The sequence below is a fragment of the Hyphomicrobium sp. 2TAF46 genome (assembly GCF_052114865.1).
GTDB lineage: Bacteria > Pseudomonadota > Alphaproteobacteria > Rhizobiales > Hyphomicrobiaceae > Hyphomicrobium_B.
In genome coordinates this window covers 564,270-578,843 of sequence record NZ_JBFRFO010000001.1, presented here as the reverse complement: position 1 = coordinate 578,843, position 14,574 = coordinate 564,270, and the positions used below count along the sequence as shown (strand labels likewise).

Here is a 14,574-nt window from a genome sequence, read left to right as displayed (position 1 = left end):
GTCTGAAAAAATTCGAGGGCCGCGTCTTCTGCAAGACGCGGCCCTCGCTTTAGGTCGCTTTGGGATAATTACCTAGACGGGGTGAAGAGGCATTTCCCTACGGCGATCAAAACTTGATCTGTGCACCAGCGGTAATGAACTGAATGGAGTCGAGGTTTGCATCCCGAGTGGCCGTTCCATTCGTCGTCGTGACGTCGAGCTGAACGTGCTTGTAGTCGATATAGAGATCTACCACTTCGCTCAGGTTCTGATTGAGGCCGATGCTCCAACCCTGAATTTGCGAGCCGGCGACCTGGTTGTAACCAGTTCCCAGGGTCGACGCGTTGATTATGCCTGAGCCGGTGGAGCTGGTCGTGTAACCGGCGCCGCGATCGAGATTGAAGTACTCGCCAAAGATGGTGGTTTTGCCGATCGGAAGGAACTTGCGCTCGATACCGGCCTGCAAGGTCCAGAAGCTGGTATTTTCGTCGACGTTGCGGCCGTAGAGGTTATCAAGACCTGCATCATGCAAACGGCCCCATGCGCCCGATGCGTAAAGGCCAGTTTCAACGTGCAAGATCGAGCCGCTCAGGCCGACCTCGCTGGTATCGCCTACACCGCGCGTAACCGCAGAGGTATGATCAGCCGATCCGAAATCGTTCGATTCCGTGTATGCGATGCCGCCGGCCAACTTGAAGCCCGCGTGTTCTCCGGCATAACGAAGGCCAACGCTCCAGATATCGTCTTCACCCCATGAGGCCGATGCGGTGAATCCAGCGATCGTCGGCGAGTCGTACTTCACGACGTTGAAGCGGTGGCCTTCGCCCGGTGCAGACTGCTGCGCACCCGGCGCAACGAACTGGCCGTAACGCACGCTGCTCAGGACGCCGTCCTTACGGCGGACGAAGAAGCCCTGGCCTTGGTCACCAAACGTATTGCCCCAGCTGTTCGTGAAGGCGAAGTGGTTGGTGTTTGCGAGGTTGATTTCGGTGATGCCGTCAGCTGCGTCCGACGTCTGACCGACCCAAACCTTGCCGTAGTCCTTGCCGGCGATGTACCAGGCGCTGTGGCGAACGCTGACGCCATTGTCGCTCGAGGCACTGTTCTGGCTTGAACGATCTTCGCGGTTGCCGCGGATGCCGAGCTCAAGCAGGTAGCCTGCTGTCCACCCCTTGATGATTTCTGCTTGACCGACGAAGCGAACGCGATCCTGCGCAGTTTCATTAGTTACGATGTAAGCATTGCGCTCGCGGCCGTCATCCCAGCCCAATATCGCTTCGTTGACGAAGCCCGAGACGGTGAGCGACACTTTGCGGTTACCCTTGCGAGCCGTCGTCGCCTCGAGTTCGGCGACGCGTTCTTCGAGGTCGGCGCAGCAATTCCCTCCGAGATCCGCTGCTGACGCAGGCGCAGTGCCTGCAAGCGCCAATCCTGCGGCAGCTATCCCAGCAGCGAAGCTTGCTGGTCTGTAAGTCCCCCCGAACATTCCGATACCTCCAAGGTAAAAAACAATCTCGTCGGCGCCGCGTGACGTTCACCTCGCACTTTCGAGGCGTTGTCAGCCGGGTTGAGCGGCACATCCCCTGAGTGCCGGTCATCGCCGGATAGGCCCGATGGAGGCCGAATAAATCTGAGGGAGGCTTGAATATGAAATGAGATTAATTCCGACGTATAGGAACGAGTTGGTTCTTTCGATTGAAGGAAAAGTGGAATGCAGGAGTAATCTCGAATTTGAAGATTTGCTTATCGCAGAAACGCGCTAAGCTTCTTGCGAAGCCGGTTATTTTCCGTCTTGATAGGTGACTAAAGACGATATGTTGGAAAGTCGGTCTCGATATCGTTCTTTGTAAATCGCTTTTGGTCGCGATACTTTCATTCGGTTCACGGAACGCCGAGCGCGCTGCGCCGCGTTTAGAGGAGCGTTGTTGCGGCATCGCCACAACAATTTCCGTCTCCAGAGATCGCCAAGTCTGTTTCGTTGGTGTGGGGTGGCTCGCTAAGCGGCCTTCATGCCCAATAAAATGCGCGAGTGCTGAAGAGCGTTGTGGCCGGCAAGCGGCGTGTGTGTCCTCACGCGCTTGCGCTGCGCTCTATCGGGCGGCGCGAGACAGCTGGACGACTGCACGTCTTGAAACGTCGTGGTGGCAAGGTGGCGAGGGCGGGCCCCGGTTCCGTTTTAACGGAACTTTTGGCGCGCCAGCTGTAGATGTGCGCTGAGATTAGCGAGCGGTGCCGAGCTTGGCATAGGCTTCAATCTCAACCTTTTGCCAGGGCCGCAGCATCGAGGTGACTTGAACCAAGGTGCTAGCCGGGCGAACGGCATCGAACATTTCGAGATGCGCCTTCGCCACCGCTTCCGCGTCATTGATATCGCGCAAATAGACCACCGTACGAACGACGTCCGTGGCCGAAGCCCCCGCGTCCTTCAGTGCTTTGTCGACGATCGCCAACGCGGCGCAAGCTTGCGCATAGGCGTCGCTCTTTTCATGGGCGGGCGGGGCGCAGGTTCCCGAAACATGAACATCGTCTCCGCATCGAACGGCGCGGGAGTATCCAAAGACAGACTCGTAGGCTCCCCCCGACGAGATGTTCATGCGTTTGCTGCCGCCGCGGCCTGACATGCTCTTCTCCCTATGGCTAGAAGTTTGCGGCATCGCGAATCCGATACCATGTTTCGAAAAATGGAACGGCGAGCTTCGCAACCGGCTGCGCAGGGAAGGCCGGGAATGCCAAATCGTCGAAAGAGGTGCGGCCGTCGGGTTTGTCGAGCACCTTCAGAGCAATCTTAGTGCCGAAGTACGTCGCGCGCGAAACTCCTGTTCCGCAGTAGCCGAGGGCATAATGGATGCCGGACGTCGTGCAGCCGATATGGGGAACTTCATCGTACGTGTAACCGATCTGGCCATCCCAGGCGTGCGTGATCGCAACGTTCCCGAGATCGGGAAACACATGCAGCATGTCGCGGGCGAGATGACGGAAGGCGGCCGCCGACTTTTGGGGAGCGAGCCTGCCGATGCGGCCGCCCCAAATAATCCGCCGCTCATCCGGTGCTCCCCGGAAATAATAGAACACCCGGTTCGTGTTGCCGTAAACGCGATTGCGGGGAAGCAACTTATTAAAGAGCGCTTCCGGCAATTCGGCTGTTGCGATCAGGGCCGAGCCGACAGGGACGATGCGGCGGCCGAGCTCGGGAACAAGTCCATCGGTATAGCCATTCGTCGCAATGATGACGTCCTTGCCGATGGTCACGCCGCGATTGGTCACCACCCGGAACTCTGATCCGACGGGGATGATATTTTGCACCGGCGTGTGATCCAGCACCTTTCCACCTGACGACTTGATCCGCTGCATAAGCCCGGCGTGGTATAACGCCGGGTGTAGCGAGGCATCGTTCGGGAGAAGAGAGCCGCCAAAGAAGCAATCGGTTCCCAGTTCCGAGTGCTGATCGGCGCGGGGCACCATGCTGCTTTCAACACCGGCGATGTCTTTCAAATCGCGCATGTCTTGCGCCATCGCCTCATAGTGCTCCGGGCGAACGGCGGCGCGGAAACGTCCGCAGCGGCGGAAGTGACAGTCGATCTTCTCTTCCGTAATCAGCGCTGCGATGTGGTCGAGCATTCTCGTCCCTTCGCGCAGCATCGCCTCGGCCTTCTTGCGTCCGCGCAAAGCGATCAGCTTCTTGACGCGAAATTTTTGATTGCCACTTCCGATTTGGCCGCCATTCCGCGTGCTTGCGCCGAAACCCGCTGGGCCACGCTCAAAGACCACAGCTTGCCGTCCGTTTCTCAGAAGCGTCAGCGCCGCGGAAAGACCCGTAAATCCTGATCCGATAATCGCGACGTCGCATCTGCGGGGAATAGATTCTTCACATGCGCTTTCTGCGTCTGAAATCGCTTCCCACCAGTATGGCCGGAAGGCCGGAGATCTCGCGCCGTACACGTTGCCGGTCGCCAACTGGCCGGCAGTCAGCTGCGTAGACGGTTGCTCGTCGGTTGTTGGCATCCGCCTCTCCGAAGTCCTATTGTATTTCATGATCTACAAATATATTGCATATGGTGCAAGTCGATTGTAGCGTCGTCCGTCGTAGGTTTTAGACGCAAAAGAATATTTGGTCAGGAAAATGCGGGAGCTTACTGATGACCGACCACGCAAGAACTTGGCCGGCGACTGTTCCGCGCCCGTCAGCGGCCTTCGATGATTACACCCTCTCCGAAATACGCCGCGCCGCGACAACCGGCATATATGATATTCGCGGCGCCGGTGCGAAGCGGAGAGTGCCGAATTTCGACGACCTGCTGCTGCTCGGAGCGTCGATGTCGCGTTATCCGCTCGAGGGATACCGGGAACGCTGCGGCACCGACGTCGTGCTCGGAACGCGGTTTGCCAAGAAGCCGATCAAGCTTTCCATACCGATCACCATCGCAGGCATGAGCTTCGGTTCGCTGTCAGCGAATGCGAAGGAAGCCTTGGGCCGTGGCGCATCGCTTGCTGGTACCTCGACGACAACCGGTGACGGCGGCATGACACCGGAAGAGCGCGGTCAATCGAAATACCTCGTCTATCAGTATCTGCCATCGCGTTACGGCATGAATCCAGATGATCTCAGAAAGGCCGATGCTATCGAGATCGTTATCGGTCAGGGGGCGAAGCCTGGCGGCGGCGGAATGTTGCTCGGGCAAAAGATCTCCGACCGGGTCGCCGCGATGCGGCAATTGCCGAAGGGCATCGATCAAAGGTCGGCTTGCCGGCATCCGGATTGGACGGGCGCAGACGATCTGGAACTCAAGATCCAGGAACTTCGCGAAATTACTGACTGGGAAAAGCCGATCTATCTCAAGGTCGGCGCCAGCAGGCCCTATTTTGATGTTGCGCTCGCCGTCAAGTCGGGAGCGGACGTGGTGGTTCTTGACGGCATGCAAGGGGGAACGGCCGCGACGCAAGAGGTCTTCATCGAGCATGTCGGCATTCCCTTGCTGTCGGCGATCCGGCCCGCCGTGCAGGCGCTTCAGGATCTCGGCATGCATCGGAAGGTACAACTCATTGTTTCGGGCGGAATTCGAAACGGCGCAGACGTCGCGAAAGCCCTCGCGCTCGGTGCGGATGCCGTCGCAATCGGAACCGCAGCGCTCGTTGCGCTCGGCGACAACGATCCGAAATGGGAAAAGGAATACGCGGCGCTTGGTACACGGGCCGGGTGTTACGACGATTGGCATGAGGGGAAAGACCCGTCCGGCATCACGACCCAAACGCCAGCGTTGATGAGCCGCCTCGATCCCGTCGCTGCGGGACGCCGACTCGCAAACTATCTCAAAGTGCTGACACTCGAGGCGCAGACGCTTGCCCGTGCCTGCGGGAAAAACCATCTGCACAATCTGGAGCCCGAGGATCTGGTTGCCTTGACCCTCGAGGCAGCCGCGACGGCAAAGGTGCCTCTTGCGGGAACGTCTTGGATTCCGGGTTCGGGGATCTGAGACATCGGGCACGCTGGTGGCCGGCGCGCCCCTTTTACTCGGGATGATAGAAGATAATCGCAAGGAACCTGATTTTTTCATCCAATAGCTTTTCAGGCCCGTGCACGACGTCTCCGGAAAAGGTGAAAGCGTCGCCCGGCTCGACAAGGTAGGTCTTGTCGCCGAACCTGTATTCCATCCGGCCCTGAAGCATATAAATGAATTCCGTGCCCGGGTGGCTGAAGCGCGGGTAGGTTTCGCTCTTCTTATCCATCTGAATGAAGAACGGTTCAAAGAGCTTGGTCGGGCCGCGATCATAGGCCAACAGGCGATAGGTGTGCCCATATTTGGTGCCGACGCGCACCACTTCCATTTGTTCGTCGCGCTTTACGAGTTGTGCGCTCGCTTGTTTCGCTTCGGTTTCCTTGAAGAGATCGCCGAGACCTATACCCACCGCTGCCGCCAATCTTTCCAATGCATCGAGGCTGGCCGTCGCCATGCCGTTTTCGATGCGGCTCAGCATGGCGGCGGACAGATCAGCGCCTGCACTCAAGTCTGCCAGCGTCAGATTGGCTTCCAGCCGGCGGCGCTTCAGCACGACGCCGATGCGCTGCTCGAGGGATAGATTGGCGAAGTCCTTGTCGTACAGTTGTTCTTCTTCGTCCGCCTGGCCCTTCGGCTTTGTCGAGGGGGCGCGCTGAACTCTGGCCTTCGGCTTTTCTCTGCCCATGCTGCTTTGCTTCATGTTGATTTGGCCATGAGATTAAACGGGAATTTCGAGCGGTGCAATTTTTGAGCAGCGGCACCGCAAATCAGCCTGATACGACGGCGCGTTGTTCGCATTGCAGCAAATGCAACTCTTTTTAATGCACACAATGCAAATTACTTGCTGTGTATGCAATTGTGTGAGTGAATGCCGCATTCATGAATACTAATCGCCAGGAGGAATGGCATGACCATAGTGGACGGGACGAGGGGCGCGTCTATTGCGCATGCTGCGAGCGAGCCTGGTGGGCTCCATCGCACGATTGATTGGAAAGGCGCATTTTGGATCGCGAGCGGTGTTCCCGCACTTGTGCTGATCTCGATCGGTGGGATGGGAGCAACCGCAGGAAAGCTGGCCTTCCTCGTGTGGGCGATCTCGGTCTCGATGGGTTTCCTCCAGTCCTTCAGTTATGCCGAGATCGCCGGACTTTTCGCCAATAAGTCGGGCGGCGCCGCCGTTTATGGCGCGGCTGCGTGGTTGCGCTATAGCAAGCTCATCGCGCCACTATCCGTCTGGTGCAATTGGTTTGCATGGACGCCAGTTCTTTCGCTCGGCTGCGCGGTTGCCGCCGGATATATATTGAACGCGGTGGCTCCTCTTCCCGTTTTCTCTCCAACCTCGCCCGAGGTCGTTGGCTGGCTGCAGGATGCGCACAATAGTGCTGCGATCGCCGGTAAATCTGCGGAAGAGGCAGCGAAACTCGCGATCGCCGCGCTCACGGATTCGGCGACGCCCGAGTTGCGATCCTTCAAGCTGGTGAGCTTTTCATTTCTCGGCCTAGCCAATATCGAGGTCGGAGCGACCTTCTTCATTGGCGCGGCTCTGATGTTGATGTGCTTTGCCATTCAGCACCGGGGCGTTTTGGGAACTGCCCGCATCCAGATGTGGATCGGCTTGTTGGTGCTGGTACCGATGGCGATCGTCGGTATCGTGCCGTTTCTCAACGGCAGCATAAATTACGCGAATTACACGCCGCTCGTGCCGCCCAATGGCGCCTGGACCAACGGGGGATGGACGTACTTTCTAAGCGCGCTGTTCATTGCGGGCTGGTCGACCTACGCGTTCGAGACGGCCGTCTGTTACACGCGTGAATTCAAAAATCCGGCAAAGGATACGTTCAAGGCAATTCTTTGGGCAGGCGTGGTTTGCGTTATCCTGTATTCGCTCGTCGCGGCAACTTTTCAGGGGCATCTCGGCCTTGAAGGGATGGCGCAGCCCGGCATCGTCGATGGAACGGGCGTGGCGGCCGCCATGGGCGACATGGTCGGCGGGCACAGCCCCATTATCGTTCATCTCCTCGAGATGATGATGATCCTCGCCTTGATCCTCGCGATCATGATGGCGATGGCCGGATCCTCCCGCACGCTGTATCAGGGCGGCGTCGATGGCTGGCTTCCGAAGTATCTCGGTCACGTCAACGAACATGGCGCGCCGACGCGGGCGATGTGGACGGATCTGATCTTCAACTTGTTTCTGCTGACCTTCGCGGCTTCGGACGCGACTGCCTACTACTTGATCCTTGCGATCTCGAATGTCGGGTACATGATCTTCATTTTCCTGAATCTGCAGTCGACTTGGATTCATCGCATCGATAGCCCGAACATTCCCCGGCCGTACCGGGCTCCGAACTGGCTTGTTGCCGTCAACGCTCTGCTGGGTTTTGTGAACCTCGTCCTCATGGGAGCAGGCGCCAAGACCTGGGGCAATGCCAATGCGCTTTGGTACGGATTGGCATTTGCCGCCCTTATCATTCCGGTCTTTCTGTACAGGCACTACATCCAGGACAAGGGCCGCTTTCCGAACCACATGCTCGAAGATCTGGATCTCAAAGGTCAGGACCTTGGGGAACGGCGCGCGGGGCTTTTGCCGTATCTGACGTTACTTCTCGCGGCGGCCGTGGTGCTTGCATCCAACTATTACTTTCAGCTTCCTCCAGCCTAAACGACTGCGGGTTCAGCTTTCCTGCACGCAGAACCCGCACCCTCCGCGCTTAGGCTTCGCCACAATCCCCTTTTTGGGGGGTTGTGGCGATCGCAAATTCGAGGCCGCCGAATGCTCGATGACGCCGCGTTTCCAATCATTTTCTTCATGGTGAGCGGCTTTGCGTTCTGCATCGTCCTGCTCTGGGCGCTGGCGCGGGCATGGGAAAAAGCGCTCACCCCACGGCAAATTCAAAGCGCGAAGGAGTGGCCTCACGCAATCAGCCGCGCCCATCAAGATGTTGACCAGCCGGCTTGCTTCACCAATCGAGACAATCAAAACACATCGCAAAAGTGATGCAGAGTTCATTAGCGCAAGGCTGAATCACAACCACCCGAATAGGCGGGAGCCGCTGGCCTGCTTTTTTCTATTCTGCGAAGAGATCACCAGGCGAGAGAGAGCGCGACCTCGCCGGGCATGCCTCCAGGGAAGCTTATGATTTCGGCGCGAAGCTTATATCCGAGCGGCCGCAACTCATGGTTATAAAACTCGTATGCATCCTTCGCGAAACCCGTCAGCGTGGTCGGCCACTCGGGATCTGCAATATTGATCCGCCGGCCGCCGTCGCTGCAGAAGCTCGAAGGAAAGGTGACGACCTGAAGGTGATGTTGTCCATTCTTGGCCGCGATGCGAACTGCATTGTTTATGCGTTCGACAGCTTCCGGCGCAACCTTGCGAGCCATGAAGGCTTCTTGCAGCTCTTTGTGATCCTGCTTCTGCTTTCGCTTGAGGGCTCGTTCGCGCTCTAGCTCCGCCATTTCCGCGTCGGAGGCGATTATCTGCAGATCTTCGGGTCGCAACAGTCCAGGCATCGAAATTCTCCTTTGCCAACCGTGGCGGACATGCGGCTATCAATGGCGCTTTGAACGGCTCCGAGCCGCTGACGCCGAGCGAGCACGGCCATATGCTACCGTTCGCAGATGATCAGTCCGCATATCAACCACGATCAGGATATGCCGGCCTTATCCAAATGCAAGGCGCGAACGATTGCAAATCTTTCCTATCGGCGGTGTGGGGAATTGCGGCGGCGCGTCGCCGGGCCGTTCGGAATAACTTTAATGAAATCCAACAAGCTTCGTCAATTGAATGGAGCACGCACTCGGCGTGAAGTGCGAAGGCAAACTATTGTGGTCGAACGCGTGCGGTATAATTCTAAAATAGAGATTTCTTGACAACGACCATGCGCAATAACTCTGCGGTCAAGGTCCAGAAATGAACCCCACGGCCATTGATCCCGCCGCCTCGGCGGAGCCGAAGCAAACGCGATTGCTGCGTCCACGACAAGCGAGCGATCGGCACAGCTTGATGCGCTGGTTGCCGGGCCTGCAAATTTTGCAGCACTACAAACTGGATTGGCTGCGAAGTGACATCGTTGCCGGGTTGGTGCTTGCGACGATGCTCGTGCCGGTTGGCATTGCCTACGCGGTCGCCTCGGGCCTGCCCGGCATATATGGTTTATACGCCACCATTGTTCCTTTGCTCATCTATGCGCTCGTCGGGCCAAGCCGCATCCTCGTGCTCGGTCCGGATTCTTCGCTTGCTGCCGTTATCCTTGCGGTTGTTTTGCCTCTATCGGCTGGCGATCCAGTGCGCGCGGTGGCGCTCGCTGGCGCAATGGCTATCGTCTCCGGTGTCGTTTGTGTTGGCGCCGGATTGGCAAGGCTCGGCTTCGTTACGGAGCTTCTTTCGAAGCCTATTCGCTACGGCTACATGAACGGGATCGCCCTGACAGTGCTTCTCAGTCAGGTGCCCAAGCTTCTCGGATTCTCGGTCGATAGTCAGGGTCCGCTGCGTGATCTCTGGGCGATCGTCAAAGGTGTCGTGGACGCGCGCGTGAACTGGGTGGCTTTCGCAATCGGTGCGAGCACCTTGGCGGCAATATTCCTTCTCAAACGATACAAGGTCGTGCCGGGCATATTGATCGCGGTCGTCGTGGCAACGGCCATCGTCGGCAGTTTCGATCTCGCCAAGAGTGCTGGAATTTCCGTGCTCGGGCCGTTGCCACAGGGATTGCCTGCATTTGAAATTCCCTGGATCAATAAGTCGGATTTGATCACGGTCATCTACGGCGGTCTTGCCGTCGCGCTGATCTCATTCGCCGATACGTGTGTATTGTCTCGCGCTTATGCGGCGCGCACGCAAACGTATGTCGATCCCAATCAGGAGCTTATCGGTCTCGGCGCGGCAAACCTGGGGGCCGGGTTCTTTCAGGGGTTTCCGATCAGCAGCAGCTCTTCTCGTACGCCCGTTGCCGAAGCGGCCGGTGCCAAGACACAGCTGACAGGCGTTGTCGGCGCGCTTGCCGTCGCTATTCTCATTATGGCGGCGCCGAACTTGTTGCGGAACCTGCCGACAAGCGCACTCGCCGCGGTCGTTATCGCATCGGCTATTGGGCTGTTCGAGATAACGGACCTTCTCCGCATCTATCGGATGCAGAGGTGGGAATTCTGGCTCTCCATGCTTTGCTTCGCGGGCGTCGCTACGCTCGGCGCGATCCAGGGCATCGCGCTAGCCGTCGTCATCGCCATCATTGAATTTCTTTGGGATGCGTGGCGACCGCACTTCGCTGTTCTCGGCCGTGCTGAGGGCGTAAGGGGGTTTCACGACATCACGCGTTATCCCGGCGCTCGCCTAATTCCTGGCCTCGTTCTCTTTCGCTGGGATGCGCCCCTATTTTTTGCCAATGCTGAGCTGTTTCAAGAAACAGTGATTTCCGCGGCCGAGAATTCACCGTCGCCCGTGCGGTGGGTGGTCGTGGCGGCCGAACCGGTAACCAGCGTCGATGTCACGGCCGCGGACGTCCTGGCCGAACTCGACCGAACGCTGCGAGAGGCCGGCATCAAGCTGTCATTTGCGGAGTTGAAAGATCCCGTCAAAGACAAACTGAAGCGCTTTGGGCTGTTCACGCAGCTTGGCGAACAGTCATTCTTCCCGACGATTGGCGCGGCTGTCGGCGCCTATCTCGATGCGCACCCTGTCGATCAGGCTGATTGGGACGTTAAGCACCCGTAACAATTACAAACGGCGAGGGCGCCGCAATGTGGAACTGGCTGCTTGGATTCGTTCCTGTCGCGATTGTGCTCGAACACTTCGCGCCGACACATTACACGCTGATCTTCATTACGGCGGCGTTGGCAATCCTTCCGCTGGCCGGATGGCTCGGACGCGCTACGGAACAACTCGCCGACCGCGCGGGTGAAGGGGTTGGCGGCCTGCTCAATGCGACGTTCGGCAATGCTGCAGAACTCATCATCGCACTCGCCGCCTTGCAGGCTGGGCTCCACGATGTGGTCAAGGCGACGATCGTCGGCTCGATCGTTGGAAATATCCTCCTCGTGCTCGGCGCAGCCATGCTGGCCGGCGGCATGCGCTATCGCGAGCAGCATTTCAATGTTGCCGGCGCTCGCGCGCAAGCGACGATGCTGACGCTTGCCATGATCGCGCTTGTCATTCCGGCTGCCTACAGTGCGCTGGTTGGAGGGCAATATGCCGGAGGCGAGCGGGCTCTCAGCATCTCGATCTCGATCGCGCTGCTGATCGTTTACGTCCTTTTTCTTCTGTTCTCTTTGTGGACGCATCCGGCGTTTTTTCTCAGCTCTCAGCCGGCCGATAAGGATGCGCACGGGGAGGTTTGGTCCGCGAAGAAAGCTGGCGCTGTGCTCGCAATCTGTACGGCGGCGATCGCGTGGCTGAGCGAGATTCTCGTCGGATCGATCGAGCCAACGGCGCATGCCTTTGGCCTCAGCGATGTTTTCATTGGCGTATTCGTTGTTGCGATCCTCGGGAACGCCGCCGAGCACGCCACTGCCGTTACGGCGGCACTCAAGGACCGGATGGATCTGAGCTTGTCGATCGCGATCGGATCGAGTGTTCAGGTCGCATTGTTTGTTGCGCCTGTTCTGGTGCTCGCGAGTCTACTCATCGGACCGCATCCAATGGATCTCTTGTTCGGCAAAGGTTTGCTGCTCGCGGTTTTCGTTGCCGTGATTATCACGGGGCAGATTGCGGGAGATGGCCGCTCCGATTGGCTGAAGGGTGTCCAGCTTCTTGCCGTCTATTTGATCCTCGGTCTTGCCTTCTTCTTGACCCCGCAAATCTAAACGGGCGTCGCGCCTTGGAGCAGGGGCGCAGTCTTCCGCTTCGCAATACCGAATTTCAATCTTAAGGACTGTGCAGACCTTTCTAATGGGCGACTTTTCAGCGAAAATCATTTCGCATTCGGCTGAGACTGGGGCACTCAGTATTGCTGAGGCAGCAACATGGACGACCGAAAAAGCGCTAACGCGCATCTGCACCGTGAAGCATCAGAGGACGGCGAGAAAAGCAAGCTCAAGCGGAAGGAGTATGAGCGTCAGCTCAAGAAGCTTCACGTCGAGCTCGTCAAATTGCAGGAATGGGCCCGCCACGAAGGCCGGAAAATCTGCGTCCTATTCGAAGGGCGCGATGGGGCCGGCAAGGGCGGAGTGATCAAGGCCATGACGGCCAGAGTGAGTCCCCGCGCTTTTCGCGTCGTCGCCCTTTCTGCGCCCACAGATCGCGAAAAGTCGCAAATGTATATTCAGCGCTATCTTCCATATCTCCCTGCGGGCGGCGAGATCGTGATCTTCGATCGCAGCTGGTACAATCGCGCGGGCGTAGAGCGGGTGATGGGGTTTTGTACGGAGGAACAAACGCAACAGTTCTTGAAAGTGGTGCCGGAGGTTGAGAAGGCCATTATCGATTCTGGCGTCATTCTCATAAAATACTGGCTCGAAGTCAGCCCGGACGAGCAGACGCGACGGCTGGAAGCCCGTATCGACGACGGCAGAAAAATCTGGAAATTGTCGAAAATGGATCTGAAATCCTACACGCGGTGGGATGATTACTCGCGAGCGCGAGATGAAATGTTCTCGGCAACGGACACGCCGTGGGCGCCTTGGTACGTTGCGCGATCGGACGATAAAAGACGCACACGTTTGAATATTATCGAGCACCTGTTGAGCTCTGTGCCTTACACCGAAATAAAGCGAGAGAAGGTCAAGCTTCCGAAGAGGCACGTCGATGAGGACGATGCGCGCTCCACTTATCCTTTCAAATATATTCCTGAACCCTACTGAGCCATCGACGGCGGCCAGCGATACGAAGCTTTCAGGATAAATAGTAACTATGCGCGACGACCTCTCCTCAGAGGGCGTGACCAGGGCGTCTGTTGAGGGTATTGTTGCTCGGAAGCGCGGCCTACCAAACGACAATTTCGACTGAAGATTTTTACGAAGATTGTTGCAGTCGTCAGTAAGAGGGAGGCCGAAAATGCGCCTCATCCCATACGTTCTCACGGCGCTCTTCCTGGTCCCACTTCAGGCTCATGCGCAACAGGGCGAACCGCCTAAGGTCGCCGTTGGCGTCGTGCGTGTCGAGCGTAAACCCGTTTCGGCTGCGCATGATTTCGTCGGGCGTGTGGAAGCCATCAACCGCGTCGAGATACGGGCTCGCGTAACGGGGTTCCTGGAATCGGTTGATTTCAAGGAAGGCGATTTGGTGAAGGCAGGCGCGCCTCTCTACCGCATCGAGGATGGACTGTTCAAAGCGGCGGTAAGCGAGGCCCAAGGCGCGCTGGAGCGCAGCAAGGCCGCAAAGGTACTCACTGAGGTTCAGCTTAAGCGCGCGGAAGAGCTTCTTGCGAAAAGCGCCGGTACGGCCGTGGCACGAGACCAAGCCCGTGCGGCCGACGAAGAGGCTAAAGGGACGATTCTCGTCAATGAGGCCAATCTCGAGACCGCCAAAATCAATCTCGGATACACGGTAATTACTGCCCCGGTTGCCGGGAAGATCGGGAGAACGAACGTCACCAAGGGAAATGTCGTCAGCCCGGAGACCGGTCCACTCACGATCATCGTCAGTCAGGATCCGATGTACGTTACATTTCCCGTCAGCCAGCGCGAATTCCTGCGGTTTCAGGAAACGGGGCGGGAACTCGACACGACACGCCTGAAGGCGACGCTGCGCTTTGCGGATCTCCGGACTTACGATCAGGAAGGGTCGATCAATTTCATCGACGTCACAGTCAATCGCACGACGGACACGATCCTGGTGAGGGCGACATTTCCCAATCCGGCAGGCGCGCTCGTCGATGGGCAATTGGTGCGAGTAGCTGTGCAATCCGGCAACCCGCAAGAAAAGGCCGTCGTTCCGCAGGCGGCGCTGATCGCGGATCAGCAAGGCGTTTACGTCTTCGTCGTCGAAGACGGCAAGGCATCCGTCCGGCGAATAAAAACGAGTGGCGAAAGCGGAAGCGGTGTCATCGTCGACGACGGTCTCTCAGGTGGGGAGCAGGTGATCGTCGAGGGTCTGCAGTCGGTTCGTCCCGGATCATTAGTTATCGCGTCGCCGTTGCCGGGAACCTCCGATCGGAGCTGAACC

General features: G+C 57.9%; 12 protein-coding genes. 7 read left to right on the top strand and 5 right to left on the bottom strand.

The features are described 5' to 3' along the window. Positions 1-106 precede the first annotated feature (106 nt). The 3 genes from AB4Z24_RS02655 to AB4Z24_RS02645 all read right to left on the bottom strand — a co-directional run bounded on the left by AB4Z24_RS02655 (position 107) and on the right by AB4Z24_RS02645 (position 3,981). Complete coding sequence (locus tag AB4Z24_RS02655) at positions 107-1,465, bottom strand: porin (RefSeq protein WP_441705750.1); 1,359 nt, start codon at positions 1,463-1,465, stop codon at positions 107-109. Positions 1,466-2,198: 733 nt separating this feature from the next. Then, positions 2,199-2,600 carry a Rid family hydrolase gene (locus tag AB4Z24_RS02650; protein WP_441705748.1) on the bottom strand — a complete coding sequence of 134 codons (402 nt, stop codon included), beginning with the start codon at positions 2,598-2,600 and terminating at the stop codon, positions 2,199-2,201. Positions 2,601-2,616: 16 nt separating this feature from the next. Next, positions 2,617-3,981 carry an NAD(P)/FAD-dependent oxidoreductase gene (locus AB4Z24_RS02645; RefSeq protein ID WP_441705746.1) on the bottom strand — a complete coding sequence of 455 codons (1,365 nt, stop codon included), beginning with the start codon at positions 3,979-3,981 and terminating at the stop codon, positions 2,617-2,619. A gap of 134 nt (positions 3,982-4,115) precedes the next feature. Between AB4Z24_RS02645 and AB4Z24_RS02640 the strand changes: the two genes are divergently transcribed. Beyond that, positions 4,116-5,450 carry an FMN-binding glutamate synthase family protein gene (locus tag AB4Z24_RS02640; RefSeq protein ID WP_441705744.1) on the top strand — a complete coding sequence of 445 codons (1,335 nt, stop codon included), beginning with the start codon at positions 4,116-4,118 and terminating at the stop codon, positions 5,448-5,450. A 34-nt stretch (positions 5,451-5,484) separates the two neighbouring features. Here the strand turns inward: AB4Z24_RS02640 and AB4Z24_RS02635 are convergent, their stop codons facing one another. After that, entirely contained in the window at positions 5,485-6,159 is a 675-nt protein-coding gene (locus AB4Z24_RS02635; RefSeq protein WP_441705742.1) for a helix-turn-helix domain-containing protein, read from the bottom strand. 222 nt (positions 6,160-6,381) lie between these two features. Between AB4Z24_RS02635 and AB4Z24_RS02630 the strand changes: the two genes are divergently transcribed. Together AB4Z24_RS02630 and AB4Z24_RS02625 are read left to right on the top strand one after the other, a co-directional pair. After that, a complete protein-coding gene (locus AB4Z24_RS02630) occupies positions 6,382-8,136 on the top strand; it encodes an APC family permease (RefSeq protein WP_441705740.1) in 1,755 nt (584 codons plus the stop codon). Positions 8,137-8,247: 111 nt separating this feature from the next. Further along, positions 8,248-8,472, top strand: coding sequence for a hypothetical protein (locus AB4Z24_RS02625; protein ID WP_441705738.1), 225 nt, complete (start codon positions 8,248-8,250; stop codon positions 8,470-8,472). Positions 8,473-8,558: 86 nt separating this feature from the next. On the opposite strand, the gene AB4Z24_RS02620 is transcribed toward AB4Z24_RS02625, so the two are convergent. Next, positions 8,559-8,987: a hypothetical protein gene (locus tag AB4Z24_RS02620; RefSeq protein WP_441705736.1), complete on the bottom strand. Its 429-nt coding sequence runs from the start codon at positions 8,985-8,987 to the stop codon at positions 8,559-8,561. A gap of 400 nt (positions 8,988-9,387) precedes the next feature. Between AB4Z24_RS02620 and AB4Z24_RS02615 the strand changes: the two genes are divergently transcribed. The 4 genes from AB4Z24_RS02615 (at position 9,388) to AB4Z24_RS02600 (ending at position 14,571) form a co-directional block, all read left to right on the top strand. Next, positions 9,388-11,187 carry a SulP family inorganic anion transporter gene (locus AB4Z24_RS02615; protein ID WP_441705735.1) on the top strand — a complete coding sequence of 600 codons (1,800 nt, stop codon included), beginning with the start codon at positions 9,388-9,390 and terminating at the stop codon, positions 11,185-11,187. 26 nt (positions 11,188-11,213) lie between these two features. Beyond that, positions 11,214-12,275, top strand: a complete 1,062-nt coding sequence (gene cax / locus AB4Z24_RS02610; RefSeq protein WP_441705733.1) for a calcium/proton exchanger — start codon at positions 11,214-11,216, stop codon at positions 12,273-12,275. A gap of 159 nt (positions 12,276-12,434) precedes the next feature. Next, on the top strand, positions 12,435-13,271 hold the full coding sequence (ppk2, locus tag AB4Z24_RS02605) for a polyphosphate kinase 2 (protein WP_441705731.1): 837 nt from the start codon (positions 12,435-12,437) through the stop codon (positions 13,269-13,271). A gap of 193 nt (positions 13,272-13,464) precedes the next feature. Next, complete coding sequence (locus AB4Z24_RS02600) at positions 13,465-14,571, top strand: efflux RND transporter periplasmic adaptor subunit (protein ID WP_441705729.1); 1,107 nt, start codon at positions 13,465-13,467, stop codon at positions 14,569-14,571. The last annotated feature ends 3 nt before the right edge of the window (positions 14,572-14,574 follow it).

Coding starts and splice junctions, on each gene's coding strand:
- AB4Z24_RS02625 (WP_441705738.1), top strand. CDS start 8,248: ATGCTCGATGACGCCGCGTTTCCAATCATTTTCTTCATGGTGAGCGGC.
- cax (WP_441705733.1), top strand. CDS start 11,214: ATGTGGAACTGGCTGCTTGGATTCGTTCCTGTCGCGATTGTGCTCGAA.
- AB4Z24_RS02620 (WP_441705736.1), bottom strand. CDS start 8,987: ATGCCTGGACTGTTGCGACCCGAAGATCTGCAGATAATCGCCTCCGAC.
- AB4Z24_RS02650 (WP_441705748.1), bottom strand. CDS start 2,600: ATGTCAGGCCGCGGCGGCAGCAAACGCATGAACATCTCGTCGGGGGGA.
- AB4Z24_RS02615 (WP_441705735.1), top strand. CDS start 9,388: ATGAACCCCACGGCCATTGATCCCGCCGCCTCGGCGGAGCCGAAGCAA.
- AB4Z24_RS02655 (WP_441705750.1), bottom strand. CDS start 1,465: ATGTTCGGGGGGACTTACAGACCAGCAAGCTTCGCTGCTGGGATAGCT.
- AB4Z24_RS02640 (WP_441705744.1), top strand. CDS start 4,116: ATGACCGACCACGCAAGAACTTGGCCGGCGACTGTTCCGCGCCCGTCA.
- AB4Z24_RS02600 (WP_441705729.1), top strand. CDS start 13,465: ATGCGCCTCATCCCATACGTTCTCACGGCGCTCTTCCTGGTCCCACTT.
- AB4Z24_RS02630 (WP_441705740.1), top strand. CDS start 6,382: ATGACCATAGTGGACGGGACGAGGGGCGCGTCTATTGCGCATGCTGCG.
- ppk2 (WP_441705731.1), top strand. CDS start 12,435: ATGGACGACCGAAAAAGCGCTAACGCGCATCTGCACCGTGAAGCATCA.
- AB4Z24_RS02635 (WP_441705742.1), bottom strand. CDS start 6,159: ATGGGCAGAGAAAAGCCGAAGGCCAGAGTTCAGCGCGCCCCCTCGACA.
- AB4Z24_RS02645 (WP_441705746.1), bottom strand. CDS start 3,981: ATGCCAACAACCGACGAGCAACCGTCTACGCAGCTGACTGCCGGCCAG.